Here is a 20,533-nt window from a genome sequence, read left to right on the forward strand (position 1 = left end):
TAAATAATTATGCCTTACGAATTCCTGGAGGCCGCTGTTCTTAGCCTGACGTTTTTCAGTGCGAAAACGCAGCATTCTACACTACATCCTCGCTACCTGGAAATGCACTTAGAGACAGGTATAGCGTGAAGAAAGGACGTTTTCTGTTTTAGGACGTAAATAATGATAAAGCCCGATGGATCACCGGGCCTCAGAAGAGAGCGTTTCAACACGAAGCTGGTCTGGCGCCAGCCCAACGCTGAGAATGACAGGTTGCCACTCTTCGCGGGCAGCGAGCTTCGGAGAGAAACCTTTGGCCAACCAGAATCCTCCCACGCCACCTAATGCGGCACCGCACATGGCGGCTGCATCGGTGCCAAACAGCATCTGGAATATGCCGCCCATCACAAACAACCCTACCAGCGGGGAGAGATAAACCAGCATAGCCGAACTGAGCAGGCTACCTTCCGCAATACCCAGCTCGACCTTCTGTCCCGCCATCAACGGCTGTTCGCTTGGCACAGAAATCGTGTGCGACGTTTGTGGCCCGAGCTTATTCAGCACGCGACTGCCGCAGCCGGCTCTGGACGCGCAGCTATTACATGATGCTTTGACATCGCAGCTCACCAGCGCAATGCCGTTCTGCCACGATACAACCGTAGCCCACTCTTTAATCATTGTGCGGCCCTGAATTTTATGCTGTCAGAAATGCGTTTTGCCGTCTGCGGAGGTAACTCACCCACAATCGTGATCTCTGCGTTATCGCGTACCGTGGTGCTGACCGTACGACGTCCGGTACGAAGCATTTGTTCAGAACTGTTTGCCGTTGCGCGGTTAATATTCACCGAGAAGCTGAATAATCCATCGGAATAAAGACGCGATTCAACGGGAGTCTCAATGGTTGGCAACTGACGACGGCTGCTTGAAACTTCGCTAAACCCTTGTGGGATCCAGGAAGGCACCCAGTTGAAATTAACAGAGTCACCCGCCGGAACAGAAAGCAGTGGCGGCAGACTGGCTTTAGCCAGATTCTGCATGCTGTTTCCAACCTGATTGTTCACATTGAAGGAGATAACGCGGAACTGTTCCAGCGTTTCACCGTCACGGTCAAGCAGGTCTACACGCATCGGAAGTTTAGTTTCTGCGTCAATCCAGACGATATAGCTGTAGCGTGTTCCGTCCCGGGCAACAACGCGGATCACCTCACACAACCTGTCCGCAATGCGCGTACGCCCTACCGAAATAAAATCGTAGTAAGGGGCGAGCCGCTTGAAGTCGGTGTAAATAAGTGACGGCAGAGAATCAACGATATAGTCGCCATTCAGCGTGAATGGCTCCAGACCTGGTTCGAAATAACTGATTTCGTTACCACGCTGAACAACTTCCCGACGCGGGCCATCCATCTGTAAAAGCTGGGCGAGCGGCTGGTTATCAAGACGGGCATGGCGATAGCGTAACGACTCGACACCCTGCTTATTGATGCTGATAAATGCCAACTCATAATTGAGTGACTGGCTAGCCTGATTCATTTGCTGCAACAACGCCCCGGATGAAACATCAGCCGAGGCGTTGGCAGAGAAGAACAAGCTACCCGCCATCAGAGACATGGCGAACCAAAGTTGCTTCATTACTGCGATTGCGTTCCTAAAGTTTGGTTTCCGGGCACCTGCACAGCAGCTTGCTGTGTTTGTGCCTGCTCAAACTGAAGCTGTTCAGAGTGCAGACGACGCTGCAACTCATAATCCTGCAACATCGCATTAATGCGACGGCGCTGCTCCTGAACCTGCTGTTGCTGACCGCCGCTGGCGGAGGCATCAGCCGGTACACCCAGACTTACCGGGCTGGCTTTGCCCATCATCGGCAGTGTGTTAAACACTGGCGCTTCTGGCTGCTGATTAGTTTCAGACTGAGTATTATAGTGCTGGACGCCAACGATAACTGCAAGCGATACGCATGCAGCCACCCCCATTTGGGTGAGCTGGCTAGCCCACGGACGCACCTTTTGCCAGAACGGCATTTTCTGCCACTGGTGAGGTGCTGGTTGAGCTTCAGGAATCAGCGGAGTGGTCTGATGAACAGGCTCATTCTCAATGGCCGCCATCACGCGGGCTGAGATATCGAAATGGAGAACCTCGCCGGTGTCACCACGAAGAGTGTCACGGATGAGATGGTAACTCTCCCAGGTCTCTTGCATTTCGGGAGAATGAGACAGCTCGTTGAGCAGCTCACTATCCAGCGTTTCACCATCCATTAAAGCGGAAAGTTTTTCTTTCTGCATGCCTAATACCTTTTCCAGTATCCCGCTATCGTCAACGCCTGATAAGCGGTTGAACTTTATTATCAATAGCTTCTCGCGCACGGAAAATTCGTGAACGTACCGTACCGACCGGACAATCCATGATAGCGGCTATCTCTTCATAGCTCAGACCATCCAGCTCCCGTAACGTAATTGCCATGCGTAAATCTTCCGGGAGCGACTCGATCGTGCGAAAAACGATTTGTCTCAGTTCTTCTGACAACATTAAGTTCTCAGGGTTCGAAATTTCTTTCAATGCGCCGCCACTTTCGAAGTTTTCGGCGTCGATTGCGTCCACATCACTTGAAGGTGGACGACGTCCCTGAGCGACCAGATAATTCTTTGCCGTATTGACCGCAATACGGTACAGCCAGGTATAAAAAGCACTATCCCCCCGGAAAGAATCCAGCGCGCGATAGGCCTTGATAAAAGACTCTTGTACCACATCAGGTACATCACCTGACGGTACATAACGGGAAACCAGGCTCGCCACTTTATGCTGGTAGCGCACCACCAGTAAGTTAAAGGCTTTCTGATCTCCCTTCTGGACCCGTTCAACCAGGACCTGGTCCGTTAACTGCTCGCTCATCCGAGGTAATGTCTCCCCAAACCTAAATTCCACGCGTTATCGAAACGCCACTCTAAAATACCGCACTTTGAGCAAGCACCGAATTAGAGTGTCTGATCTTCAATAAGTTCCGTAACGCCTTTGTTTTTGTTCATCGCGCCGCAGACTGTTCATTTTCTCTCATTATAAGTCTGTTCACGATACGCACCACTTTCTGACAAGAAACATCTTTTTCCCGCCAGAAGAGTAACGCAACCCTGGCTTTATTTCACCACAAAATCTGACACTAACGATCTGCTTCGCAAAATAATTTCATTCATTTACCTCCTGTTTACGCCACCTTACGAGTTTAGTCATTGCAACAGACTTTAAAAAAAACGTGCGATATCTCGCATTCAGGTGCTATTCTGACCAAACACTGTTTAGTAAATTAAACAAAATCATGAACACAACACCTGAACTTCATTGTGATGTACTGATCATCGGCAGCGGTGCTGCCGGTCTCTCTCTGGCGCTGCGTCTGGCCGAGCATCAGAACGTTATTGTTCTGAGTAAAGGGCCGATAAGTGAAGGTTCCACATTTTATGCCCAGGGCGGTATTGCCGCTGTGTTTGACGAAACAGACAGCATTGCATCACATGTTGAAGATACGTTGATTGCCGGTGCCGGGATCGTGGATACGCACGCCGCAGAGTTTGTCGCCAGTAATGCCCGTCATTGCGTTCAATGGCTCATCGACCAGGGGGTATTATTTGATACCCAGGTTCAGCCCAATGGCGAAGAGAGCTATCACCTTACTCGTGAAGGCGGTCATAGTCACCGTCGCATCCTTCACGCCGCGGATGCCACGGGTAAAGAAGTTGAAACTACGCTGGTCAGTAAGGCTCTTAGTCATCCTAATATTCGGGTCCTTGAGCGGAGTAATGCCGTTGACCTGATTATTTCCGACAAAATTGGCCTGCCCGGCACGCGTCGCGTCGTGGGTGCCTGGGTCTGGAATCGTAATAAAGAGAAGGTTGAAACTTGTCAGGCGAAGGCTGTCGTACTGGCTACAGGCGGCGCCTCCAAGGTATATCAGTACACCACCAACCCGGACATAGCCTCCGGAGACGGTATTGCCATGGCCTGGCGCGCCGGTTGCCGCGTGGCGAACCTCGAATTTAACCAGTTTCACCCGACCGCATTGTTCCACCCTCAGGCACGCAACTTCCTGCTCACGGAAGCGCTGCGCGGAGAAGGTGCTTACCTGAAACGCCCTGACGGCTCACGCTTTATGCCGGACTTTGATACCAGAGGTGAACTCGCGCCACGTGACATCGTTGCCCGCGCCATCGACCATGAAATGAAACGTCTTGGCGTGGACTGCATGTATCTCGATATCAGCCATAAGCCCGCAGAGTTCATTCGCCAGCACTTCCCGATGATTTACGAAAAGCTGCTGAATCTGGGCATTGATTTAACCCGCGATCCGGTGCCCATTGTACCTGCCGCCCACTATACCTGTGGTGGCGTAATGGTTGACGACCATGGACGTACGGATGTAGATGGCCTGTATGCTATCGGAGAGGTCAGCTATACCGGACTTCACGGCGCGAACCGTATGGCCTCTAACTCACTGCTTGAATGCCTGGTGTACGGCTGGTCTGCAGCGGAAGACATCACGAAACGCATGCCGTACGCCCGCGAGACAGAGCACCTGCCTGCCTGGGATGAAAGCCGTGTGGATAACCCGGATGAGTTGGTGGTGATCCAACATAACTGGCATGAGCTACGACTGTTTATGTGGGACTACGTGGGGATTGTACGCACGACCAAACGACTTGAGCGCGCGTTGCGCCGCATCACCATGCTCCAACAGGAAATTGATGAGTATTATGCCAATTTCCGCGTATCGAATAATTTGCTGGAGCTGCGCAATCTGGTTCAGGTCGCTGAACTGATTGTACGCTGCGCGATGATGCGTAAAGAGAGCCGCGGGCTGCACTATACCCTGGATTACCCGGATCAGCTTGCTGAATCCGGCCCGTCGATACTCTCACCGCAGGTTCACATAAACAGATAAAATGCCTGGGTCAGAGCGGTGTAATCTTCGGAATAACGCTGGTCTGGCCCACGGATCACCATTCTGTCATTAAAGCATTCACCTTCTTTTGGTGATAGCGCCAGCAGTACGCGGTGCGGCAGCCGTCCTTCCGTATCCGAAATATCGGTACGCAAACGTAGCGTCCAGCCAATCTCCTGGGCGATGCCGATGAATGTATTGCCCGTACTCTCAGGTAGGACGACACAGAAAAAACCCTCTTCGGAGATGAGCTCTGCCGCACTGGTGAGTAGCGCTTTATGGTTGAGGGAGCCGGTGTAACGCGCCTGTTCGCGCTCCGGTGAACCGCACTCAACGCCGGGCTCATAGTAGGGAGGGTTACTGACGATGAGATCGTAACGTGCGGTTTGTTCAGGCGCCCAAGCCAGCACATCTGCGCATTCCACTTTCATCCGTTCTGCCCAGGGAGATTCGGCCGCATTTTCACGCGCCTGCTCTGCGGCCTGCGCATCCAGTTCAACCGCATCAATCGTGACATGCTCTTCTGTACGTTGCGCCAGCATCAACGCCACCAGCCCGCTGCCGGTACCGATATCAAGAATACGCTTAACACCTGCGACAGGTGCCCAGGCTCCCAGTAAAATACCGTCAGTGCCGACTTTCATAGCACAGCGATCGTGAGCAACAAAAAATTGTTTAAATGTAAAACCATCGCGGCGCAGCTGCGCTTTGAGTTGAGACATGTCAGGGCAAACTTCTAAGTGAAACTGGAGTAGCATAGGGGAAAGCGAAGTGACCGAAAAGCGATATCCATACAAACAGATGAAGATTACAGCCGTAACGTCTATAATCAGCGCCCCACACAGAGGTAGAACATGACTGTAACGACTTTTTCCGAACTTGAACTCGATGAAAGCCTGCTCAATGCACTTGAGAGCAAAGGCTTTACACGCCCGACCGCCATTCAGGCAGCGGCCATTCCGCCTGCGCTTGAGGGCCGCGATGTGCTCGGTTCTGCGCCAACCGGCACGGGGAAGACAGCAGCCTATTTGCTGCCTGTGTTGCAGCATCTGCTCGATTTTCCACGTAAAAAATCAGGCCCGCCGCGTATTTTAATCCTGACGCCTACGCGCGAGCTGGCCATGCAGGTGGCCGATCACGCGCGTGAACTCGCGGCAAATACTCATCTGGATATCGCCACCATCACCGGCGGCGTTGCGTATATGAACCACGCCGAAGTGTTCAGCGAAAACCAGGACATCGTCGTTGCGACGACGGGCCGCCTGCTGCAGTACATTAAAGAAGAGAACTTCGACTGCCGCGCGGTTGAAACGCTGATCCTCGACGAAGCCGACCGTATGCTGGACATGGGCTTCGCACAGGATATTGAGCATATTGCGGGTGAAACGCGCTGGCGTAACCAGACGATGCTGTTCTCTGCCACCCTCGAAGGGGAAGCGATTAAAGACTTCGCAGAGCGTCTGCTGGAAGATCCGGTGGAAGTGTCAGCGACGCCGTCCACCCGTGAGCGTAAGAAGATCCACCAGTGGTACTACCGCGCGGACAACCTTGAGCACAAGGTCGAATTGCTCAAACACCTGCTGAAGCAGGAAGATGCGCTGCGCACAATCGTGTTTGTGCGTAAGCGCGAGCGCGTGCACGAGCTGGCAGAAATGCTGCGTAACGCCGGGATCAACAACTGCTATCTTGAAGGCGAGATGGCACAGATCAAACGTACCGAAGGCATTAAGCGCCTGACCGATGGCCGCGTTAACGTGCTGGTTGCCACAGACGTTGCCGCTCGCGGGATCGACATCCCTGACGTCAGCCACGTCATTAACTTCGATATGCCACGCAGCGGCGATACCTATCTGCACCGTATTGGCCGTACCGGCCGCGCGGGCCGCAAAGGGATTGCTATCTCACTGGTCGAAGCTCATGACTACCTGCTGCTGCAGAAAATTGGCCGCTATGTTGACGAGCCGCTGAAAGCGCGCGTTATTGATGGCCTGCGCCCGACCACACGTGCGCCGAGTGAAAAAATGACGGGTAAACCGTCCAAGAAAGCGCTCGCGAAACGTGCTGAGAGAAAAGAGAAAGAAAAAGAGAAGCCACGCGTGAAGCAGCGTCACCGCGATACCAAAAACATTGGTAAGCGCCGTAAGCCAAGCGCTGCCGCGCAGGAAACGAAGACTGAAGAGTAATAAAAAGCCGGGGAAAATCCCCGGCTTTTTTTATTCTGCCCCCACGGCTGAAACTATTACAGGCTTTCAGTAAAGGTACGAGCGATAACGTCGCGCTGTTGTTCTGGGGTCAGAGAGTTGAAGCGTACTGCATAGCCAGACACGCGAATGGTCAGCTGTGGGTATTTTTCAGGGTGCTCAACCGCATCCATCAGCGTTTCGCGACGCAGCACGTTAACGTTCAGGTGCTGACCACCTTCCACACGTACTTCCGGTTTCACTTCCATTGGGATTTCACGGTATTCAATTTCGCCCAGCTTGCTGACTGGAACAATTTCATCTTCAGCAAAACCGGCTTTCGCGACGACACAACGTGCTTCGTTTTTCTCGCTGTCCAGCAGCCAGAAAGAGTTGAGCAGATCGTCATTTGCAGCTTTAGTAATCTGGATACCTGTAATCATGTGTTGCCTCCCTTAGGCTACATTAACTGATGTCGGCCTCTTCAGGCCAATTGGTAAAACCAATGTTTCTTGTGTGTATATATATCATTCGCACCCTGGTGATTTATTGATTTAAATCAACAAAAACACCAACCATATAAAGAGTGTGGTTTGAATTTATTGTTTTAGATCAATTTTATCGCCTTACCAATTCAATTTCGCCTGCATACTTTCAAAATAAATTGAGGGACTTACGGTCAATTTCTGCCTGTGATTTTGCGCCCATGTATTTAACAGGTAAGCTAGACGCAGATTGAGATTCGCAGGAGAGCGAGATGACGACACCTTTAACCTGGCACGACGTGCTGGCCGAAGAAAAACAGCAGCCCTATTTTATTAATACTCTCAGCACCGTCGCGACGGAGCGGCAGTCTGGCCAGACGATTTATCCGCCACAGAAAGATGTTTTCAACGCCTTTCGCTATACCGAATTGAGCGATGTCAAAGTCGTTATCCTCGGACAGGATCCTTACCATGGCCCAGGGCAGGCGCACGGGCTGGCGTTCTCTGTACGCCCGGGCGTGGCTATCCCCCCTTCTCTGCTCAACATGTATAAAGAGCTTGAGGGAACGCTGCCTGGGTTTACCCGCCCTACTCACGGTTACCTGGAAAGCTGGGCGCGCCAGGGCGTGCTGTTATTGAATACGGTGCTTACCGTACGGGCGGGTCAGGCGCACTCACACGCAAGTCTGGGCTGGGAAACGTTTACTGACAAAGTCATCAGCCTGATCAACGAGCATCGTGAAGGCGTGGTATTTTTACTCTGGGGTTCTCACGCGCAGAAGAAAGGGGCGATTATCGATCGTCAGCGTCATCACGTGTTGAAAGCGCCGCACCCGTCACCGCTGTCTGCACATCGCGGCTTCTTTGGCAGTAATCATTTTGTTCTGGCGAACGAATGGCTGGAAAAACGTGGCGAAACGCCAATTGACTGGATGCCTGTGTTACCGGCAGAAAGCGAGTAGTATTTAATGTGCCGGGTCTAACCCGGCACATTAAGAGGCTTATGCCTTATTCTGACGCCACCACTCGGCCAGCAGTACGCCGGTCGCAACGGATACGTTCAGACTTTCCACATTACCTGTTCCGTCGATAGAGACGCTCAGATCTGCACTGGAGAGCGCCGCGTCAGACAGACCATCGCGCTCCTGACCCAGCACCAGCACCATTTTACGCGGCAGCGTTGCTTTAAACAGCGGCGTACCAGCATGGCTCGAAGTCGTCACGATGGAATAGCCTGCTTTACGGAACTGCTCAATAGCATCCAGAACGCTATCACCGGTGATCGGCTGAACGTGCTCAGCACCACCTTCTGCAGTACGGATCGCCGCACCTGATTCCAGCAGTGCAGCATCCTGCAACAGCACGCCTTTCACGCCGAAGTGCGCGCAGCTACGCATCATCGCACCCAGGTTATGCGGGTTGCCCACATCTTCCAGCGCCAGAACACAGTCATCGGCCTCTGCCTGGCTGACCCATTGCTGAACGGTGGTGCCATTACGTTTTTTGATCAGGAAGCAAACACCACCGTGGTGTTCGGTACCGGACGCTTTGGTCAGCTCGGCATCATCTACCACGTGATAGGCTTTACGGTTCGCGGCCATCCAGCGCAGCGCTTCTTTAAAACGTGGAGTCACGCTCTGGATAAACCAGGCGCGGACGATGCACTCAGGACGGCTCTGGAACAGCGCCTGGCAGGCGTTCTCGCCATACACGCGAGTCTCTTCAGCCCGCTGACGGCGCAGCACTTCCGGGTCGATAAAGCTTTTACCGCTGATACCACCGTGATCGGCTTTTTCCGGCGTCTCATCGCCAGGCGCGCGCGAAACGGTACGCCATGGGGAGGCGTTATCACGTGAGAAGTCATCGCGTGGACGGTCATCGCGTTTGCGGTCATCGCGTTTGCGATCGTCACGCTTACGGTCATCACGTTTGCGGTCATCACCGCGGTTATTTCTGTCATCGCGGGCGGGGCGACGGCCACCGTCTGCACGAGAAGACGCCGGACGCCCGCCACCTTTTCCGGTACGCGGATTTTGGGTGCGTTTATCAGAGTCATCATCACTGCGGACATACATCACTTTGACCTTGCCGCTTTTGTTTTTCATTTCGTCGTTCATGCTTTTCTCCACCAGCGCTGCGCGAAGCGCGCAGATTACCCGATGTGCCAGCGCATAGCCATAATTTCGTACAAAAGCCTGTGACTATTGTTCTCATTGAATAAAACGCATTGTTGTTTCAAACAGGCTCATTGATAATATGTAACATATTAGAAACATTATCGGCGTTTGCCGCTGTTCCACGGCTCTATCAGAGGTTAGTTATGAATACCGTATGTGCCAACTGTCAGGCTCTCAATCGCATTCCGGACGATCGGATTGAAGATGGTGCGAAATGCGGGCGTTGTGGTCATGAATTGTTTGATGGCGATGTCATTAACGCAACGGGTGCTACGCTGGACAAACTCCTCAAGGATGATCTTCCCGTAGTGGTCGACTTCTGGGCGCCATGGTGCGGCCCATGCCGTAGCTTCGCGCCGATCTTCGAAGATGTGGCAGAAGAGCGCAACGGGAAAATGCGGTTCGTTAAGGTCAATACCGAAGCGGAACCCGAACTGAGCGCACGTTTTCGTATTCGCAGCATCCCGACCATTATGATTTTCAAAAAGGGTGAAGTGATCGATATGCTCAACGGTGCGGTTCCAAAAGCACCTTTTGAAAGCTGGTTAAACGAGTCGCTGTAACATTCATGGGGCACATCTTGTGCCCCGTTCCCGCCTCTGCGAAAATAGGGTTTTTCCTGCATTTCGCCCATGACTGATAACGCTGTCCTTCAATTACGTGCCGAACGCCTTGCTCGCTCAACGCGTCCCTTTCTTGCCCGTGGCAATCGAATCCGTCGTTGCCAGCGATGCCTGCTGCCACTAAAGGTTTGCCTGTGCGAGACGCTGGCCCCGAGTACAGCGGAGAGTCGTTTTTGTCTGGTGATGTTCGATACCGAGCCGATGAAACCCAGTAATACGGGTCGCCTGATTGCCGACATTCTGCCTGATACCACTGCGTTTCAGTGGTCGCGCACGGAGCCACCACAGGCCCTGCTCGACGCAGTGACAAACCCGGACTATCAGCCCATGGTCGTTTTCCCGGCCTCTTATGCAGGGGCCGATCGTCAGGTGCTTTCGGCTCCCCCATCCGGTAAACCGCCCCTGTTTATTATGCTGGATGGCACCTGGACCGAAGCACGAAAAATGTTTCGTAAAAGTCCTTATCTTGACGCACTGCCGGTGATTTCTGTCGATCTTTCCCGGGTCTCCGCCTACCGCCTGCGTGAAGCGCATGCCGACGGGCAATACTGCACTGCCGAAGTGGCCATTGCGCTTCTGGATTTAGCAGGCGATACCGTAGCGGCAGGCGCCCTGGGCAACCATTTCTCCCGCTTTCGCGAGCGCTATCTGGCGGGAAAAACCGTTCATAAGGGCAGTGTCACAGCACTCGATCCAGAAAGCGTTTAAAATCATCAGGTCGCTTGCATTCACAGGAGGCCTGCATGAGCCAGAGAGGGTTAGAAGCGCTATTACGTCCTAAATCCATTGCCGTTATCGGCGCCTCAATGAAACCGGATCGTGCAGGCTATCTGATGATGCGCAACCTGCTAGCCGGAGGGTTTAATGGCCCTGTTATGCCCGTTACGCCTGCCTACAAGGCCGTTCAGGGGGTACTTGCCTGGCCAGATGTACAGAGCCTGCCTTTCGTACCCGATCTTGCCGTACTGTGTACCAATGCGAAACGAAATCCGGAACTGCTGGAATCACTCGGTAAAAAAGGGTGTAAAACCTGCATTATTCTCTCGTCTCCACCGGAACAACAGCCCGAGCTGCTGGCATGCGCCAGTCGTTATCAAATGCGCATCCTTGGGCCGAACAGTCTTGGCCTGCTCGCCCCCTGGCAGGGTCTGAATGCCAGTTTCTCTCCTGTACCAATCCGTAAAGGCAAACTCGCGTTTATTTCGCAATCGGCGGCGGTATCGAACACCATCCTCGACTGGGCTCAGCAGCGTGAAATGGGATTCTCCTACTTCATTGCCCTGGGTGACAGCCTGGATATTGACGTTGATGAGCTCCTTGATTTTCTGGCTCGCGACAGTAAAACCAGCGCAATCCTGCTTTACCTCGAGCACCTCAGCGATGCCCGTCGTTTTGTATCGGCTTCACGAAGCGCCTCGCGCAATAAACCGATCCTGGTGATCAAAAGTGGGCGTAGCCCTGCAGCCCAGCGACTTCTGCAGTCGCATTCCGGTATGGATCCTGCATGGGACGCCGCCATTCAGCGTGCGGGTTTGCTGCGGGTACAGGATACACACGAGCTTTTTTCCGCCGTCGAGACGCTAAGCCATATGCGCCCATTGCGCGGTGAGAAGTTAATGATTGTCAGTAACGGTGCCGCCCCTGCCGCACTCGCGCTGGATGAACTGTGGCGGCGCTTCGGTAAGCTGGCAACGCTGGGTGAAGAGACACTGCAACGTCTGAGAGAAGCTCTCCCGACAAGTGTGACGCCAGACAACCCGCTTGACTTACGCGATGACGCCAGCAGCGATCGCTATATCAAGGCCATCTCGATTTTGCTGGATAGCCAGGATTTCGACGCACTGATGATTATCCACTCCCCCAGCGCGGCCGCTCCAGGTAGTGGAAGTGCGCGGGCACTCATTGATACCGTGCGCAATCATCCACGTGGAAAATATGTCACTTTGCTGACCAACTGGTGCGGTGAGTTTTCTTCGCAGGAGGCGCGACGCTTGTTCAGTGAAGCCGGGCTGCCAACCTACCGTACTCCGGAAGGCACTATCACTGCATTTATGCATATGGTCGAGTATCGCCGTAACCAGAAGCAGTTACGCGAAACCCCGGCGTTGCCCGGTAATTTGACGGCGAACACCGTCGACGTTCACCGTCTTTTACAACAGGCTATCGAAGAGGGTGCGATGTCACTTGATACGCATGAAGTTCAGCCCATTCTCGGCAGTTACGGAATGCAAACCCTACCCACCTGGATTGCCAGCGACAGCGCTGAGGCTGTGCATATTGCCGAACAAATTGGCTACCCGGTTGCCCTTAAGTTGCGTTCACCGGATATCCCACATAAGTCTGATATTCAGGGGGTGATGTTATACCTGCGTACGGCAACGGAGGTTCAGCAAGCAGCAGATGCCATTTTTGATCGGGTCAAAATGGCCTGGCCGCAGGCAAGGATCCACGGGTTGCTGGTGCAAAGCATGGCTAACCGCGCAGGTGCTCAGGAGCTGCGGGTGGTGGTTGAACATGATCCCGTGTTTGGCCCGCTCATTATGCTGGGAGAAGGCGGCGTTGAGTGGCGGCCTGAAGAACAAGCCGTTGTAGCGTTACCGCCGCTGAACATGAATCTGGCGCGTTATTTGATCATCCAGGCGATTAAAAGCAAAAAGATCCGCGGCCGGAGCGCGCTGCGTCCACTTGATATTGCCGGGCTAAGTCAGTTCCTGGTGCAGGTATCTAACCTGATTGTGGATTGTGCCGAGATCCAGCGGCTGGATATCCACCCCCTTCTCGCCTCCGGTAATGAATTTACGGCGCTGGACGTGACGCTGGATATCGCGCCCTTTGAAGGCGACAGAGAGAGCCGTCTGGCGATCCGTCCTTACCCGCTGCAACTGGAAGAGTGGGTAGAGATGAAGAATGGGGAACGCGCCTTATTCCGCCCTATTCTGCCGGAAGATGAACCTCAGCTGCGGGCCTTTATCTCTCAGGTCACGAAAGAGGATCTTTACTATCGCTATTTTAGTGAAATCAACGAATTTACCCACGATGATTTAGCCAATATGACCCAGATCGACTACGATCGAGAAATGGCTTTTGTCGCCGTCCGTCGTTCCGATAAAGGCGATGAGATCCTTGGCGTGACGCGTGCTATTTCTGACCCGGATAATGTTGATGCGGAGTTTGCCGTGCTGGTGCGCTCCGATCTAAAAGGCCTGGGTCTGGGGAGACGACTGCTGGAAAAACTCATCAGTTATACGCGAGATCACGGATTGTTACGCCTGAATGGCATTACTATGCCTAACAATCGCGGTATGGTGACCCTGGCGCGAAAACTTGGATTTGATGTTGATATTCAACTGGACGAAGGTATTGTTGCCTTGTCCCTCAACCTGACATCAGCAGATAAACACGAGTAAGCTACTGGAAATGTTACCCACTTTGGACGGGACTGGTGGTATCATTGTCCGCTTATGTTGTTTGCATGGTACAGACAACCCTTCAATGAACAGAGAAGAAACGCACTGTGATGTTGTCAAAATTTAAGCGTAATAAACATCAACAACACCTTGCTCAACTACCGAAGATTTCTCAGTCAGTTGATGATGTAGAGTTCTTTTACGCTCCCGCTCATTTTCGGGAGACGCTTCTTGAAAAGATTGCCAGCGCCACGCGACGCATTTGCATTGTGGCACTGTATCTGGAACAAGACGAAGGCGGGCGCGGGATCCTGAACGCGCTCTATGAAGCCAAACGTCAACGTCCTGAACTCGATGTTCGCGTGCTGGTTGACTGGCATCGCGCTCAGCGCGGTCGTATTGGCGCTGCCGCTTCAAACACCAATGCTGACTGGTATTGCCGCATGGCGCAGGAGAATCCTGGCGTCGATGTTCCTGTTTATGGCGTACCTGTTAATACTCGTGAAGCGCTCGGCGTCCTTCATTTCAAGGGTTTCATCATTGATGACAGCGTACTTTACAGTGGTGCTAGCCTGAATGATGTTTACCTCCATCAGCTCGATAAGTATCGCTACGACCGCTACCATCTGATTCGTAATCCTCAGATGGCCGATATCATGTTTAATTGGGTTGATAAAAATCTGGTTCATGGCCGTGGTGTAAATCGCCTTGACGATCCAGAGCGCCCTAAAAGCCCGGAAATCAAAAATGATGTTCGTGCATTCCGCCAGGAACTGCGCGATGCGGTCTATCATTTCCAGGGCGATGCAAACAACGAAGAGTTATCCGTTACCCCGCTGGTAGGGCTCGGCAAATCAAGCCTGCTAAATAAAACGATCTTCCATCTGATGCCTTGTGCAGAGCAGAAACTCACCATCTGTACACCGTACTTCAACCTTCCTGCCGTGCTGGTGCGTAATATCATTCAGCTGCTGCGCGATGGTAAAAAAGTGGAAATCATCGTTGGGGATAAAACGGCTAACGACTTCTTTATTCCTGAAGATCAGCCGTTCAAAATTATCGGTGCGCTACCTTACCTCTATGAGATTAACCTGCGCCGTTTCCTGAGTCGTTTACAGTATTACGTAAACACTGACCAGCTGGTTGTACGTCTGTGGAAAGATGATGACAACACTTACCATCTCAAAGGTATGTGGGTCGACGATGAGTGGATGCTACTGACCGGTAACAACCTGAACCCGCGCGCGTGGCGACTGGATCTGGAAAACGCTATCCTGATCCATGACCCACAACATGAGTTAGCCGCAAAACGTGAGCGTGAGCTGGAGCTGATTCGCACACATACCACTGTGGTTAATCATTATCGCGAATTGCAGAGCATTGCCGATTATCCGGTGAAGGTCCGCAAGCTTATCCGCCGTTTACGTCGTATCCGTATCGACCGACTTATCAGCCGTATTCTGTAATGCCACAGCCCTGTCTTCGACGGGGCTTTTTTATGGAGTTCTTGATGCGCATCCCTCTCCTGCTAACTACTCTCGCCCTCACCGGCTGTAGCCATATGGCAAACGATAGCTGGTCCGGTCAGGATAAAGCCCAACATTTTCTCGCTTCCGCGATGTTGTCCGCAGCCGGTAATGAATATGCTCAGCATCAGGGATACAGCCGGGATCGTAGCGCGGCGATAGGGTTGATGTTCTCTGTCGGTCTTGGGGCATCTAAAGAATTGTGGGATAGCCGCCCCGCAGGGAGCGGCTGGAGCTGGAAAGATTTTGCCTGGGATGTCGCCGGCGCAACGACTGGCTATGCTGTGTGGCAAATGGCGCACTATTAAAGCCGGATGCCTTTCCCTTTGCGATGAAGCATCAGGGATACGATAAATGCCAGCGCCCCCATTGCAGTGACGTACCAGAAGAATGTCGTTTCACTTCCCCATGATTTAAGAGACAACGCAACATACTCCGCCGACCCGCCAAACAACGCATTGGCTACCGCATAAGAGAGCCCGACTCCTAAAGCACGTACCTGCGCCGGGAACATTTCGGCTTTCAGTATCCCACTGATCGAGGTATAGAAACTGACAATCACCATCGCCAGCATAACCAGCGCAAATGCTGCATACGGCGAAGTCACATGCTGAAGAGCAGTCAGAATAGGTACGGTACATAACGCCGACAGCCCGCCAAAAATCAGCATCGACGTCCGTCGGCCAATTTTATCCGAGAGCGCACCGATAATGGGTTGTATGAGCATAAAGACAAACAGCGCCACGGTCATGACGACACTGGCGACATTTGCGTGCATTCCGGTAGTGTTCACCAGGTACTTTTGCATATAGGTGGTGAAAGTATAGAAACTGAGAGAGCCACCGGCAGTGAAGCCCAGCACCATCAGGAAAGCTTTGCGGTTACGCCATAACCCTTTGAAGGTTCCCGCCTCCTTCAGCGTTCTGACCTCTTTCTGAGAGGTTTCATCCAACTGACGGCGTAGCCAAAGTGCGACGATCGCCAGTACTGCGCCCATTGCGAAAGGAATTCGCCATCCCCAGGCGTGGAGTTGTTCGTCCGTCAGAATCTGCTGCAGGATAACCACCACAAGAATGGCCAGCAACTGACCGCCAATAAGCGTGACATACTGGAAGGAGGCGTAAAAACCTTTACGACCTTCCAGAGCAATCTCACTCATGTAGGTCGCACTCGTGCCGTATTCGCCCCCCACCGATAACCCCTGGAATAAACGGGCCAGCAAAAGTAGCGCGGGAGCCCAGGTTCCAATGGATTCATATCCTGGCAGGCAGGCGATCACCAGAGAGCCAAAGCACATCATACAAACCGAGATCAGCATAGAAGCCTTACGCCCGCGACGATCCGCAATACGGCCGAACAACCAGCCCCCGATCGGTCGCATCAGGAATCCTGCAGCAAATACCCCTGCTGTTTGTAGAAGTTGCGTTGTGGTGTTGCCGGAGGGAAAGAAAATATGTGCGAAGTAGAGTGAACAGAATGAGTAGACGTAAAAGTCGAACCATTCAACCAGATTCCCTGAAGAGGCGCTGACGATTGCCCATACCCTTCTTCGGGTATCACTGTTAGCCAGCGTCCCGTTTGATGTAATGCTTTCTGTCATTGTGATTATGCTCCTGCCATAAACTGCGGCGTATTGAGTCAGTACACTCAATTACCTCGTAAATGAAATGTTATAATTTTGTTATAATTAACATTGAGACAACGATCACACATTCCATTAGCAGGGTAAGGGATTAAGAGAAAGGCCAAGCTGGGAAAAGACAAAGAAAAAAACCCCGCACCTTACGGTACGGGGTTCTTCCTGATTGATGCCTGGCAGTTCCCTACTCTCACATGGGGAGACCCCACACTACCATCGGCGCTACGGCGTTTCACTTCTGAGTTCGGCATGGGGTCAGGTGGGACCACCGCGCTAAAGCCGCCAGGCAAATTCTGTTAAATCTGTATCAGGCTGAAATTTGATTGTCTGTCTCTTCGCCGAAACACCTTCGGCGTTGTAAGGTTAAGCCTCACGGTTCATTAGTATCGGTTAGCTCAACGCATCGCTGCGCTTACACACCCGACCTATCAACGTCGTAGTCTTCAACGTTCCTTCAGGACTCTCAAGGAGTCAGGGAGAACTCATCTCGGGGCAAGTTTCGTGCTTAGATGCTTTCAGCACTTATCTCTTCCGCATTTAGCTACCGGGCAGTGCCATTGGCATGACAACCCGAACACCAGTGATGCGTCCACTCCGGTCCTCTCGTACTAGGAGCAGCCCCCCTCAATTCTCCAGCGCCCACGGCAGATAGGGACCGAACTGTCTCACGACGTTCTAAACCCAGCTCGCGTACCACTTTAAATGGCGAACAGCCATACCCTTGGGACCTACTTCAGCCCCAGGATGTGATGAGCCGACATCGAGGTGCCAAACACCGCCGTCGATATGAACTCTTGGGCGGTATCAGCCTGTTATCCCCGGAGTACCTTTTATCCGTTGAGCGATGGCCCTTCCATTCAGAACCACCGGATCACTATGACCTGCTTTCGCACCTGCTCGAGCCGTCACTCTCGCAGTCAAGCTAGCTTATGCCATTGCACTAACCTCCTGATGTCCGACCAGGATTAGCTAACCTTCGTGCTCCTCCGTTACTCTTTGGGAGGAGACCGCCCCAGTCAAACTACCCACCAGACACTGTCCGCAACCCGGATTACGGGTCTACGTTAGAACACCAGCCATTAAAGGGTGGTATTTCAAGGGCGGCTCCACGCAGACTGGCGTCCACGCTTCAAAGCCTCCCACCTATCCTACACATCAAGGACCAGTGTTCAGTGTCAAGCTATAGTAAAGGTTCACGGGGTCTTTCCGTCTTGCCGCGGGTACACTGCATCTTCACAGCGAGTTCAATTTCACTGAGTCTCGGGTGGAGACAGCCTGGCCATCATTACGCCATTCGTGCAGGTCGGAACTTACCCGACAAGGAATTTCGCTACCTTAGGACCGTTATAGTTACGGCCGCCGTTTACCGGGGCTTCGATCAAGAGCTTCGCGTTACCGCTAACCCCATCAATTAACCTTCCGGCACCGGGCAGGCGTCACACCGTATACGTCCACTTTCGTGTTTGCACAGTGCTGTGTTTTTAATAAACAGTTGCAGCCAGCTGGTATCTTCGACTGATTTCAGCTCCACCCGCAGGGGCTTCACCTACATATCAGCGTGCCTTCTCCCGAAGTTACGGCACCATTTTGCCTAGTTCCTTCACCCGAGTTCTCTCAAGCGCCTTGGTATTCTCTACCTGACCACCTGTGTCGGTTTGGGGTACGATTTGATGTTACCTGATGCTTAGAGGCTTTTCCTGGAAGCAGGGCATTTGTTACTTCAGCACCGTAGTGCCTCGTCATCACACCTCAGCGTTAATAAGGTACCGGATTTACCTGGAACCTCCGCCTACATGCTTAAACCGGGACAACCGTCGCCCGGCTAACATAGCCTTCTCCGTCCCCCCTTCGCAGTAACACCAAGTACAGGAATATTAACCTGTTTCCCATCGACTACGCCTTTCGGCCTCGCCTTAGGGGTCGACTCACCCTGCCCCGATTAACGTTGGACAGGAACCCTTGGTCTTCCGGCGTGCGGGCTTTTCACCCGCATTATCGTTACTTATGTCAGCATTCGCACTTCTGATACCTCCAGCATCCCTCACAGGACACCTTCAACGGCTTACAGAACGCTCCCCTACCCAACAACGCATAAGCGTCGCTGCCGCAGCTTCGGTGCATGGTTTAGCCCCGTTACATCTTCCGCGCAGGCCGACTCGACCAGTGAGCTATTACGCTTTCTTTAAATGATGGCTGCTTCTAAGCCAACATCCTGGCTGTCTGTGCCTTCCCACATCGTTTCCCACTTAACCATGACTTTGGGACCTTAGCTGGCGGTCTGGGTTGTTTCCCTCTTCACGACGGACGTTAGCACCCGCCGTGTGTCTCCCGTGATAACATTCTTCGGTATTCGTAGTTTGCATCGGGTTGGTAAGCCGGGATGGCCCCCTAGCCGAAACAGTGCTCTACCCCCGAAGATGAGTTCACGAGGCGCTACCTAAATAGCTTTCGGGGAGAACCAGCTATCTCCCGGTTTGATTGGCCTTTCACCCCCAGCCACAAGTCATCCGCTAATTTTTCAACATTAGTCGGTTCGGTCCTCCAGTTAGTGTTACCCAACCTTCAACCTGCCCATGGCTAGATCACCGGGTTTCGGGTCTATACCCTGCAACTTAACGCCCAGTTAAGACTCGGTTTCCCTTCGGCTCCCCTATACGGTTAACCTTGCTACAGAATATAAGTCGCTGACCCATTATACAAAAGGTACGCAGTCACACCACGAAGGTGCTCCCACTGCTTGTACGTACACGGTTTCAGGTTCTTTTTCACTCCCCTCGCCGGGGTTCTTTTCGCCTTTCCCTCACGGTACTGGTTCACTATCGGTCAGTCAGGAGTATTTAGCCTTGGAGGATGGTCCCCCCATATTCAGACAGGATACCACGTGTCCCGCCCTACTCTTCGAGTTCACAGCCTGTGCATTTTCGTGTACGGGACTATCACCCTGTACCGTCGGACTTTCCAGACCGTTCCACTAACACACAAGCTGATTCAGACTCTGGGCTGCTCCCCGTTCGCTCGCCGCTACTGGGGGAATCTCGGTTGATTTCTTTTCCTCGGGGTACTTAGATGTTTCAGTTCCCCCGGTTCGCCTCGTTAACCTATGTATTCAGTTAACGATAGTGTGACGAATCACACTGGGTTTCCCCATTCGGACATCGCCGGGTCAAAGGTTCATATCACCTCGCCGGCGCTTTTCGCAGATTAGCACGTCCTTCATCGCCTCTGACTGCCAGGGCATCCACCGTGTACGCTTAGTCGCTTAACCTCACAACCCGAAGATGTTTCTTTCGATTCATCATCGACTTGCGAAAATTTGAGAGACTCGAACACACATTAACTGTGTGTCGTTTCAATTTTCAGCTTGATCCAGATTTTTAAAGAGCAAATATCTCAAACATGACTCGCAAGTCAGTTTTGAGATATGACGGCAGGTGACTTTCACTCACGAACCAGCAAGTGGCGTCCCCTAGGGGATTCGAACCCCTGTTACCGCCGTGAAAGGGCGGTGTCCTGGGCCTCTAGACGAAGGGGACGTATAAGTCTCAATCGCAAGACGCCTTGCTATTTACTTTTCATCAGACAATCTGTGTG

18 protein-coding genes, 1 tRNA gene and 2 rRNA genes are annotated in these 20,533 nt (G+C 52.6%); 9 read left to right on the forward strand and 12 right to left on the reverse strand.

Features of this window, described 5'->3' with window-relative positions; all coding sequences use genetic code 11:
* Positions 1–180: 180 nt before the first annotated feature.
* The 5 genes from rseC to rseD are packed head-to-tail and all read right to left on the reverse strand — an operon-like array spanning position 181 to position 2,923.
* Positions 181–657: a SoxR-reducing system protein RseC gene (gene rseC / locus LCD46_16880; GenBank protein UOY69731.1), complete on the reverse strand. Its 477-nt coding sequence runs from the start codon at positions 655–657 to the stop codon at positions 181–183.
* Positions 654–1,607, reverse strand: a complete 954-nt coding sequence (gene rseB / locus LCD46_16885) for a sigma-E factor regulatory protein RseB (GenBank protein ID UOY69732.1) — start codon at positions 1,605–1,607, stop codon at positions 654–656. Before rseB ends, rseC begins: the two co-directional genes overlap by 4 nt.
* Positions 1,607–2,257, reverse strand: coding sequence for an anti-sigma-E factor RseA (gene rseA, locus LCD46_16890; GenBank protein ID UOY69733.1), 651 nt, complete (start codon positions 2,255–2,257; stop codon positions 1,607–1,609). The genes rseB and rseA overlap by 1 nt, the downstream gene beginning before the upstream one ends.
* A gap of 31 nt (positions 2,258–2,288) precedes the next feature.
* Positions 2,289–2,864: an RNA polymerase sigma factor RpoE gene (gene rpoE / locus LCD46_16895; protein UOY69734.1), complete on the reverse strand. Its 576-nt coding sequence runs from the start codon at positions 2,862–2,864 to the stop codon at positions 2,289–2,291.
* Positions 2,861–2,923: a rpoE leader peptide RseD gene (rseD, locus tag LCD46_16900; GenBank protein UOY72988.1), complete on the reverse strand. Its 63-nt coding sequence runs from the start codon at positions 2,921–2,923 to the stop codon at positions 2,861–2,863. The genes rpoE and rseD overlap by 4 nt, the downstream gene beginning before the upstream one ends.
* A 362-nt stretch (positions 2,924–3,285) precedes the next feature.
* Between rseD and nadB the strand changes: the two genes are divergently transcribed.
* Positions 3,286–4,905 (forward strand): L-aspartate oxidase, encoded by a 1,620-nt coding sequence (gene nadB, locus LCD46_16905; GenBank protein UOY69735.1) that lies wholly within the window; start codon positions 3,286–3,288, stop codon positions 4,903–4,905.
* On the opposite strand, the gene LCD46_16910 is transcribed toward nadB, so the two are convergent.
* On the reverse strand, positions 4,890–5,627 hold the full coding sequence (locus LCD46_16910; protein UOY69736.1) for a tRNA1(Val) (adenine(37)-N6)-methyltransferase: 738 nt from the start codon (positions 5,625–5,627) through the stop codon (positions 4,890–4,892). The genes nadB and LCD46_16910 overlap by 16 nt on opposite strands.
* Before the next feature lie 132 nt (positions 5,628–5,759).
* Between LCD46_16910 and srmB the strand changes: the two genes are divergently transcribed.
* Positions 5,760–7,088 carry an ATP-dependent RNA helicase SrmB gene (srmB, locus tag LCD46_16915; protein ID UOY69737.1) on the forward strand — a complete coding sequence of 443 codons (1,329 nt, stop codon included), beginning with the start codon at positions 5,760–5,762 and terminating at the stop codon, positions 7,086–7,088.
* Positions 7,089–7,144: 56 nt separating this feature from the next.
* Here srmB and grcA read toward each other — a convergent pair whose 3' ends face one another.
* Positions 7,145–7,528 carry an autonomous glycyl radical cofactor GrcA gene (grcA, locus tag LCD46_16920; GenBank protein ID UOY69738.1) on the reverse strand — a complete coding sequence of 128 codons (384 nt, stop codon included), beginning with the start codon at positions 7,526–7,528 and terminating at the stop codon, positions 7,145–7,147.
* Positions 7,529–7,842: 314 nt separating this feature from the next.
* Between grcA and ung the strand changes: the two genes are divergently transcribed.
* Positions 7,843–8,532 carry a uracil-DNA glycosylase gene (gene ung, locus LCD46_16925; protein UOY69739.1) on the forward strand — a complete coding sequence of 230 codons (690 nt, stop codon included), beginning with the start codon at positions 7,843–7,845 and terminating at the stop codon, positions 8,530–8,532.
* 39 nt (positions 8,533–8,571) lie between these two features.
* Here ung and LCD46_16930 read toward each other — a convergent pair whose 3' ends face one another.
* Positions 8,572–9,687 (reverse strand): tRNA/rRNA methyltransferase, encoded by a 1,116-nt coding sequence (locus tag LCD46_16930; protein UOY69740.1) that lies wholly within the window; start codon positions 9,685–9,687, stop codon positions 8,572–8,574.
* 203 nt (positions 9,688–9,890) lie between these two features.
* On the opposite strand from LCD46_16930, the gene trxC reads away from it, so the two are divergent.
* The 6 genes from trxC to LCD46_16960 all read left to right on the forward strand — a co-directional run bounded on the left by trxC (position 9,891) and on the right by LCD46_16960 (position 15,611).
* Positions 9,891–10,310 carry a thioredoxin TrxC gene (trxC, locus tag LCD46_16935; GenBank protein ID UOY69741.1) on the forward strand — a complete coding sequence of 140 codons (420 nt, stop codon included), beginning with the start codon at positions 9,891–9,893 and terminating at the stop codon, positions 10,308–10,310.
* Positions 10,311–10,379: 69 nt separating this feature from the next.
* On the forward strand, positions 10,380–11,078 hold the full coding sequence (gene tapT, locus LCD46_16940; protein UOY69742.1) for a tRNA-uridine aminocarboxypropyltransferase: 699 nt from the start codon (positions 10,380–10,382) through the stop codon (positions 11,076–11,078).
* Between the two features lie 35 nt (positions 11,079–11,113).
* Complete coding sequence (pat, locus tag LCD46_16945; GenBank protein ID UOY69743.1) at positions 11,114–13,777, forward strand: protein lysine acetyltransferase; 2,664 nt, start codon at positions 11,114–11,116, stop codon at positions 13,775–13,777.
* An 85-nt stretch (positions 13,778–13,862) separates the two neighbouring features.
* The gene (locus LCD46_16950; GenBank protein ID UOY72989.1) at positions 13,863–13,904 is read left to right on the forward strand and encodes a hypothetical protein; all 42 of its coding nucleotides are present in this window, start codon (positions 13,863–13,865) and stop codon (positions 13,902–13,904) included.
* The gene (gene pssA, locus LCD46_16955) at positions 13,888–15,243 is read left to right on the forward strand and encodes a CDP-diacylglycerol--serine O-phosphatidyltransferase (GenBank protein UOY72990.1); all 1,356 of its coding nucleotides are present in this window, start codon (positions 13,888–13,890) and stop codon (positions 15,241–15,243) included. Before LCD46_16950 ends, pssA begins: the two co-directional genes overlap by 17 nt.
* Before the next feature lie 44 nt (positions 15,244–15,287).
* Positions 15,288–15,611: a YfiM family lipoprotein gene (locus LCD46_16960; protein ID UOY69744.1), complete on the forward strand. Its 324-nt coding sequence runs from the start codon at positions 15,288–15,290 to the stop codon at positions 15,609–15,611.
* Here LCD46_16960 and LCD46_16965 read toward each other — a convergent pair.
* From LCD46_16965 to LCD46_16980, 4 genes are all read right to left on the reverse strand, one after another.
* On the reverse strand, positions 15,608–16,903 hold the full coding sequence (locus LCD46_16965) for an MFS transporter (protein ID UOY69745.1): 1,296 nt from the start codon (positions 16,901–16,903) through the stop codon (positions 15,608–15,610). The two genes, LCD46_16960 and LCD46_16965, sit on opposite strands and share 4 nt — an antisense overlap.
* A 210-nt stretch (positions 16,904–17,113) precedes the next feature.
* A 5S ribosomal RNA gene (gene rrf / locus LCD46_16970) occupies positions 17,114–17,229 on the reverse strand.
* Positions 17,230–17,301: 72 nt separating this feature from the next.
* Positions 17,302–20,207 (reverse strand): 23S ribosomal RNA (locus LCD46_16975).
* A 192-nt stretch (positions 20,208–20,399) separates the two neighbouring features.
* Positions 20,400–20,475 (reverse strand) — tRNA-Glu (locus tag LCD46_16980).
* Between the last annotated feature and the right edge of the window lie 58 nt (positions 20,476–20,533).

It is taken from the genome of Enterobacter ludwigii, from assembly GCA_023023105.1.
GTDB classification, from domain to species: Bacteria; Pseudomonadota; Gammaproteobacteria; order Enterobacterales; family Enterobacteriaceae; genus Enterobacter; species Enterobacter adelaidei.

What these genes read in the sequence shown, in the direction of transcription:
- ung (UOY69739.1), top strand. Translation starts at nt 7,843, where the DNA reads ATGACGACACCTTTAACCTGGCACGACGTGCTGGCCGAAGAAAAACAG.
- LCD46_16930 (UOY69740.1), bottom strand. Translation starts at nt 9,687, where the DNA reads ATGAACGACGAAATGAAAAACAAAAGCGGCAAGGTCAAAGTGATGTAT.
- LCD46_16965 (UOY69745.1), bottom strand. Translation starts at nt 16,903, where the DNA reads ATGACAGAAAGCATTACATCAAACGGGACGCTGGCTAACAGTGATACC.
- rpoE (UOY69734.1), bottom strand. Translation starts at nt 2,864, where the DNA reads ATGAGCGAGCAGTTAACGGACCAGGTCCTGGTTGAACGGGTCCAGAAG.
- rseA (UOY69733.1), bottom strand. Translation starts at nt 2,257, where the DNA reads ATGCAGAAAGAAAAACTTTCCGCTTTAATGGATGGTGAAACGCTGGAT.
- srmB (UOY69737.1), top strand. Translation starts at nt 5,760, where the DNA reads ATGACTGTAACGACTTTTTCCGAACTTGAACTCGATGAAAGCCTGCTC.
- rseB (UOY69732.1), bottom strand. Translation starts at nt 1,607, where the DNA reads ATGAAGCAACTTTGGTTCGCCATGTCTCTGATGGCGGGTAGCTTGTTC.
- LCD46_16960 (UOY69744.1), top strand. Translation starts at nt 15,288, where the DNA reads ATGCGCATCCCTCTCCTGCTAACTACTCTCGCCCTCACCGGCTGTAGC.
- tapT (UOY69742.1), top strand. Translation starts at nt 10,380, where the DNA reads ATGACTGATAACGCTGTCCTTCAATTACGTGCCGAACGCCTTGCTCGC.
- rseC (UOY69731.1), bottom strand. Translation starts at nt 657, where the DNA reads ATGATTAAAGAGTGGGCTACGGTTGTATCGTGGCAGAACGGCATTGCG.
- LCD46_16910 (UOY69736.1), bottom strand. Translation starts at nt 5,627, where the DNA reads ATGTCTCAACTCAAAGCGCAGCTGCGCCGCGATGGTTTTACATTTAAA.
- grcA (UOY69738.1), bottom strand. Translation starts at nt 7,528, where the DNA reads ATGATTACAGGTATCCAGATTACTAAAGCTGCAAATGACGATCTGCTC.
- pat (UOY69743.1), top strand. Translation starts at nt 11,114, where the DNA reads ATGAGCCAGAGAGGGTTAGAAGCGCTATTACGTCCTAAATCCATTGCC.
- pssA (UOY72990.1), top strand. Translation starts at nt 13,888, where the DNA reads ATGTTGTCAAAATTTAAGCGTAATAAACATCAACAACACCTTGCTCAA.
- trxC (UOY69741.1), top strand. Translation starts at nt 9,891, where the DNA reads ATGAATACCGTATGTGCCAACTGTCAGGCTCTCAATCGCATTCCGGAC.
- nadB (UOY69735.1), top strand. Translation starts at nt 3,286, where the DNA reads ATGAACACAACACCTGAACTTCATTGTGATGTACTGATCATCGGCAGC.